We start from the raw sequence: 5562 nt of genomic DNA, 5'->3' as shown, positions 1-5562 counted from the left end.
CTGACCGGAGGAATGGCAGCAAATGCAGCAGTAAGTGCAGGAACATCCATAGGAAGGGCTGTAGTAACAGAGTATGCAAAGCAGGGACTGACGGTGGCAGCCAGCAGCTATGTGGAAAAGAGCATGACAGAAGCAACCAACAGTCCACTGGCAGGCTTTGTAGTTGGTTCACTAACTGGAATGGCAACATATGGAACGCTCAGTGAGGCAGAGCTGGAAGTAGTAAATAATGTAAAAAGACCGCAGCAGTTGGGGAATGTTGGAGAGAGTGGTAGTAAGACGGGTACTGTATGGGATAATATTACCCCAACTCAAGAAAAGTATCCGTATACTAATATTCCAAAATCATTTGAGATAGAGGTTAATGGAGAAAAAATGTGGGTGCATGGAAATGCAACTGAACATATGTATGAAGAAGTTTATAAGGGGATTACTACGGGAAATGGCACAGCATATACAAATCCTAATCTTTATACACAAGAAATTATGAGTGATTTTTATGGTTCGCTTCAGGAGGCAACTAAATCAGGAATTGTTTATGGAGAAAAGATTACGGAAGGTAATTGGAAATTTATATTTGCTCAGTCAAGACAAGCAGGACAGTTGCCAGTAATAAAACATGCACAGTTTAATGGATGGCATTAGGAGGTACAAGAATATGCAAGATATAATAGATATGGAATTGGAAGAATATATTCCTTTGAAGATTATATTTAATAAGGATAAGGAAGCGGTTGAATATATTTCGTATTCAAAAGATAAAACTTCTTCATTGGAATTTACAGTGGGTATAAAGAGTAAGTTATTAAAAAGAATAACGCTACTGCTTTGCAAGGAGTATTCAGAAACTACGGATAAGCTAGTGGTGGAAAATTTTGAAGATGGAAAGATAATTTTTCATAGTGATGATATAGAATGCCCTGTTTTTAAAACTATTTTGTATTCTAATGGTAGCAGAATAATATTATCAGACAAAAAAAGTTCACATTATATAAAAATGGACAAAGTGTATTTTGGATTGTCAGAAACAGATGATATTATTGAAATATGTGTATGTGATATGAGAGATTCTGAATTGGAACACTTAAAAAAAGAATTAGAGTTGCAGTGAGTGATGCCATGGCAGCCAGCAGCTACATGGAAAAGAGCATGACAGAAGAAATTTACCAGTCCACTGGCAGGCTTTGTAGTTGGTTCACTAACCGGAATGGCAACATATGGAACGCTCAACGAGATAGATTCCATGGCAAATGTAAGTGGATTACACGGTTCTTTTGCAGAAGGAATGTCAAAGGAAGATGTCCAGAAATATCTTGATTTTCTTGAGAATGGAAGCAAGGAAGGGCTCACAGAGGCAGAAATAAGAGGAATCGGAAAGGTAGACGAAGCACTTGCATTAAAGAAAGTAAACCCGGAGGAGCTGTTGGAACTTAGAAAACAGCAACTGGGGAATGTTGGGGAGAGTGGTAGAAACACAGCACAAAAAGTCTTTACAGATAATCCTTTTGATGAAGCTGGAAATTTAAAACCCAATATTAGCTATCAGACAGGTGAATTTAAGTATAATTACGAAACAGATGCTAATGGAAGAATATCCAATTGGAATACTGATAATCTACAATTAACGAAACGAAATGGTCGGCTAAAACATAACCCAAACACTCCAGGAAAAATTGCAGGAGATTATGCGGGACACTTAGCAGGAGATAGGTTTGGCGGTTCACCAAATTTGGATAATATAGTATCTCCATCAAAAGATGTTAATTTGAGTCAATATAAGAAAATAGAAAATCAATGGGCAAAAGCTATAAGCGAGGGAAAAAAGTAGATGTAGATGTTAATGTTAAAACGCATTGTTTTCAGGAAAGATTGATGTTATGAGAATGATGCGTTTTGCTTATCTGGAATTATATTGTAATTTTTGTCTCCTTGATAGTGAGTGGTGTGATAAAGTTCGAGAATTAAAAAATGAACATTACAATAGATTGGAAATAGAAGAATGATAGGAAATGAAGAGTTTTTGCAGTTGCGAGAGGCGTATATAGAGATTGGAAAAATGGTACAAAAATATGGATATGGACAATATAACGGGATATTAAGAATTCTTATGGGACAAGTTAATTGTATTGACTCGGATGAGAGCAATGGTGAAAAAATGAAATACTTGATAGAAAGTTATAATAAATTGTTTGTTGCAAGAGGTGGGTTAGGCGATTTCATCATTTATGATGCAGATGTTCAATTGAAAAATCAGTTGAATGAGAAATATAATGACGAAGTAAAAAGGGTTTGGAACATTATGAAAGACTATATTTAATAATGACTTTGTATAAGAATATCTGAAATCACAACGGAACATAGTTTCTTTAAAGATGCAAACGTATTGTTTTCATAGAACTAGATGCTGTGGAGATGATTGAAAAATTATTTTCGAGAGGTAGAAAAACATGAAAATAACAGGTAGTATGAATTATGTAAAAATTGATTTGGAGAACGGATATGTTGTAAGAGCAGAAGGAGAAATGCTTGTAGGCAAAAAGTTTGTGGCATATAGAGATACAATGAAATTTTGGGAGCCACCACATGAGCATGAAGAACTTCTAGAAGAGCAAATTGAGAGTATAATACAGGAAGTTCAGAGAAACATGAATGAAAATACGGTTCAAATTGTTTTTGAATAATATGTATTATGTCTCCACATGAGGTATTTCAGATATAAAAATCGGTTTCAAAAGCGGAAGGTGAGACTGGCTAGTAGTGGGAGGTACTGGGAAAAAGTAGTAGAAATAATGGAAAATATGTAGTAAACTTTTAAACAGATAAAAGGGGAAGGGTACCATTACAATATTTGATTAACATGAAATATACAGATGAGGAATTAGAACCTTTATATCAGATTTGGTTTGCACAGAAAAATATTTTAGTTAATCATAAGAATGTATGGGGAAAATCACCATTGGAACTGGCAGCACTATTGCCATATAGAGCAAGTTTATTAGGGAGGTTGAAAAAGTATGAGTAAAGTAGTGACTTTTATTGCTGATGCAGGTGGATGCATTGTTTCAAAAAATATCTTAGATCATAAAGGAAAATTAAAATGGTGTGTTAGAGAAGAATCGCTAAATAATATTGACAATGGTTGGAGATTTTTTTCGGATATTGATATCGATGAGTATTTGAGTAAAGCAGATAATATGTGCATATGTGATTTTAATACAGTTGCCAATATCGAACCGGCAATTATCGCAATATACAATTGCGAAGTGGGGACAGACATAGAATTGGTAGAAGAGAATGGAAAGAAATTCTTTTTAGATAATAATACCGGGAAAATATTTAAAATATAGTATTTTTTATATAAGGTTAAAACGCATTGTTTTCAGGAAAGATTGATATTATGAGAACGATGCGTTTTACTTATCCGGAATTATATTGTAATTTTGGTCAAATATAGAAAAACCAATCCTCGAAGAAAATGATATTATTATTCAGGAGGTAATTATAGATGCAAAATAGTAAAGCTTATGATTGTTTAATAAAACAATTGAATGCAAACGGCTCAGATAAAATGGATGGATATTATCCAGAAGTGATGGAAGAAATATATGATTGGGAGCGAGAAGAAGTAGAAGATATTATTTGGGATGCTTTTTTTAATAAAAATGAAATAGAATTAGCACAATTTTTTCCTAAGTTAAAAAAATATGATGGTATCAAGGCTTTAAAAGAAAGTCCTTATTTATTACAAATACCAAGTGAAGCAAGTGTTGAAATTGGTAAAATATTGTATGAGGCTACGGGAGATGAGGGATATTTAGATATAATTAAAAAAAATATTGATGCATCTCCGGAAACGATATCATATGTTTCAATTTTGTCATATTGTAAGCCTTGTCAGCGATTATATAACATTCTTGTAGACATTTATATTAATAATAGTAATAAGGTTAACAGGAGTACTGCTGTTATGGGAATTTTATATAATAAAGGGATAATTAAAGACAGAAGCAGCATTAAAGAATCAAATGATGTAATAAGTTTGCGGAAGAAATTCAAATCTGAAGATAGTATAGAGCGTCAAAAAATTATTGAAAAATTTGAAAACGGAGAATTAAACAATGGTTACATTTGATGACAATATATCAAACAGTATTGAATAGAAAGCAGGTTTGTTTATGAATCATGACATTAATGAATTTTTTCCTGTTCAACAAGGAGAGTGCAAAAAAAACGCATGGGAAGAAATAGAGAAAAAATAGGAATTATTTTTCCAGAGGACTATAAGCGGTTTATCGATTTTCATGGAGAAGGAGGGATTAATGAGTTTTTGTGGATATTATCCCCATTTTCCGAAAATGAAAATTTAAATTCTATAGAGAAGTTTAACGTTATGAAAGATGCGTATATAAGTATGCAAAGTGAATTTCCAGAACAGTTTTCTTTTGATTTTTATAACGGCAAAACAGGTTTGTTTCTCTGGGGTATTACAGATAATGGAGATGAATTATTTTGGAATTATAAAAGAGATAGTATGTCCTATTTTTCCCGATGATTTCATTTTAGAGAAAAATTATTATGAAACAATATAATTTTAATTATGTGAGAGTAATAATTTTTTGATATTTTTCTTAATGCTTCAAAAAAACATGTTACAATAGCACGCAACAGAGGAATATGGGGATGAAAATTTCTCATTCTACCTAAACAAAAACACATAATAGGAGAGGTTCCGTAGCTGCTATGGGCTATGGTGCATTTCCTATTTTTCTGTTACAGGGCAATCCAGATGATACAGGTATCATCAAAGGGTATACCAAGACATTCAGCTTTTCGAGCGTATTATGAGAAACGTAAAGCAGAATGTAAATCTAGACTGATGAATCAGCTTCATGAGCAGTTGCATATCGCGTATCCGTCTTGCAAGCAGTCTTCCAATGATATTAGCAGACCTACGGCACTGTATTTCTGGAAGGCATTACCCATCCAGAGAGCATCTGAAGGGTAAGACTTTTGAGGATTTTTCATGAGGAACTTATTCCTGTCAGTTGTTAAAAATGCACAACCAATTCGTACTTCGTACATGAGTGTAACCGGTTTTTATATATGATTCGACTTAAAAAATTTTTGGCTCGACCTTGAATCTGCTGGAAAGCGGTAAAGGAAATTTTGAGAAAAACAGCATAAAACAAGGAATTTGGAAGAAAAAATATAATAAAAATAAGGGTGGCACAAAAGTCGAATATAGGGTGCTGAAAAGTCGAATTTCAGACAAAAATAAGTCGAATATTTTTCCTTGAAAGTCGAATGGAAAAGGGGAAAAATAGATAACAGACAGGATAAAAACAGAATAATAAAAGTGGAGAAAGTTATGGGATTTCAGGTAAAGTATGAAGAAATTACCAGCATTCGGGAACTGATTCTGGCACAGCTTGACCGGTGGATAGAGCAGATAGATGCGGTAAGAAGCAGCATTGTAGAGATTGCTGCCATGTCGGAAATACACGGAGAGGCAGCAGAGCATGTAAGAAGCTATATGTGGGATTATCATATGAATCTTGCAAA

Annotated in this window: 9 protein-coding genes; all 9 read left to right on the top strand. The window is 33.7% G+C overall.

The genetic code is table 11. The features are described 5' to 3' along the window. A partial coding sequence (locus DXB43_RS14835; protein ID WP_117901615.1) for a hypothetical protein occupies window positions 1-645 on the top strand: 645 nt, incomplete at its 5' end. A 13-nt stretch (window positions 646-658) separates the two neighbouring features. Beyond that, on the top strand, window positions 659-1111 hold the full coding sequence (locus DXB43_RS14830) for a hypothetical protein (RefSeq protein WP_117842380.1): 453 nt from the start codon (window positions 659-661) through the stop codon (window positions 1109-1111). 132 nt (window positions 1112-1243) lie between these two features. Further along, window positions 1244-1828, top strand: coding sequence for a DNA/RNA non-specific endonuclease (locus DXB43_RS14825; protein WP_158561528.1), 585 nt, complete (start codon window positions 1244-1246; stop codon window positions 1826-1828). Between the two features lie 171 nt (window positions 1829-1999). Beyond that, complete coding sequence (locus tag DXB43_RS14820; RefSeq protein WP_117842378.1) at window positions 2000-2317, top strand: hypothetical protein; 318 nt, start codon at window positions 2000-2002, stop codon at window positions 2315-2317. Window positions 2318-2447: 130 nt separating this feature from the next. Continuing rightward, window positions 2448-2681 (top strand): Imm74 family immunity protein, encoded by a 234-nt coding sequence (locus DXB43_RS14815; protein ID WP_117842377.1) that lies wholly within the window; start codon window positions 2448-2450, stop codon window positions 2679-2681. 333 nt (window positions 2682-3014) lie between these two features. Then, the gene (locus tag DXB43_RS14805) at window positions 3015-3347 is read left to right on the top strand and encodes a DUF2185 domain-containing protein (RefSeq protein WP_117842376.1); all 333 of its coding nucleotides are present in this window, start codon (window positions 3015-3017) and stop codon (window positions 3345-3347) included. Between the two features lie 158 nt (window positions 3348-3505). Then, window positions 3506-4132: a hypothetical protein gene (locus DXB43_RS14800; protein ID WP_117842375.1), complete on the top strand. Its 627-nt coding sequence runs from the start codon at window positions 3506-3508 to the stop codon at window positions 4130-4132. Between the two features lie 87 nt (window positions 4133-4219). Then, on the top strand, window positions 4220-4552 hold the full coding sequence (locus DXB43_RS14795) for a hypothetical protein (protein ID WP_147422406.1): 333 nt from the start codon (window positions 4220-4222) through the stop codon (window positions 4550-4552). Window positions 4553-5368: 816 nt separating this feature from the next. Continuing rightward, window positions 5369-5562: hypothetical protein (locus DXB43_RS14790; RefSeq protein ID WP_147343701.1), on the top strand; the 194-nt coding region annotated here is incomplete at its 3' end.

The sequence above is a fragment of the Roseburia sp. OM04-10BH genome, assembly GCF_003462605.1.
GTDB classification, from domain to species: domain Bacteria; phylum Bacillota; class Clostridia; order Lachnospirales; family Lachnospiraceae; genus Roseburia_C; species Roseburia_C amylophila.
Note: the sequence above shows the minus strand (reverse complement) of the source record. Positions and strands in the feature narration are given on the sequence as shown.

Excerpts from the sequence above, each read along its gene's own strand:
- DXB43_RS14815 (WP_117842377.1), top strand. The coding sequence starts at position 2,448 with ATGAAAATAACAGGTAGTATGAATTATGTAAAAATTGATTTGGAGAAC.
- DXB43_RS14825 (WP_158561528.1), top strand. The coding sequence starts at position 1,244 with ATGGCAAATGTAAGTGGATTACACGGTTCTTTTGCAGAAGGAATGTCA.
- DXB43_RS14800 (WP_117842375.1), top strand. The coding sequence starts at position 3,506 with ATGCAAAATAGTAAAGCTTATGATTGTTTAATAAAACAATTGAATGCA.
- DXB43_RS14805 (WP_117842376.1), top strand. The coding sequence starts at position 3,015 with ATGAGTAAAGTAGTGACTTTTATTGCTGATGCAGGTGGATGCATTGTT.
- DXB43_RS14820 (WP_117842378.1), top strand. The coding sequence starts at position 2,000 with ATGATAGGAAATGAAGAGTTTTTGCAGTTGCGAGAGGCGTATATAGAG.
- DXB43_RS14830 (WP_117842380.1), top strand. The coding sequence starts at position 659 with ATGCAAGATATAATAGATATGGAATTGGAAGAATATATTCCTTTGAAG.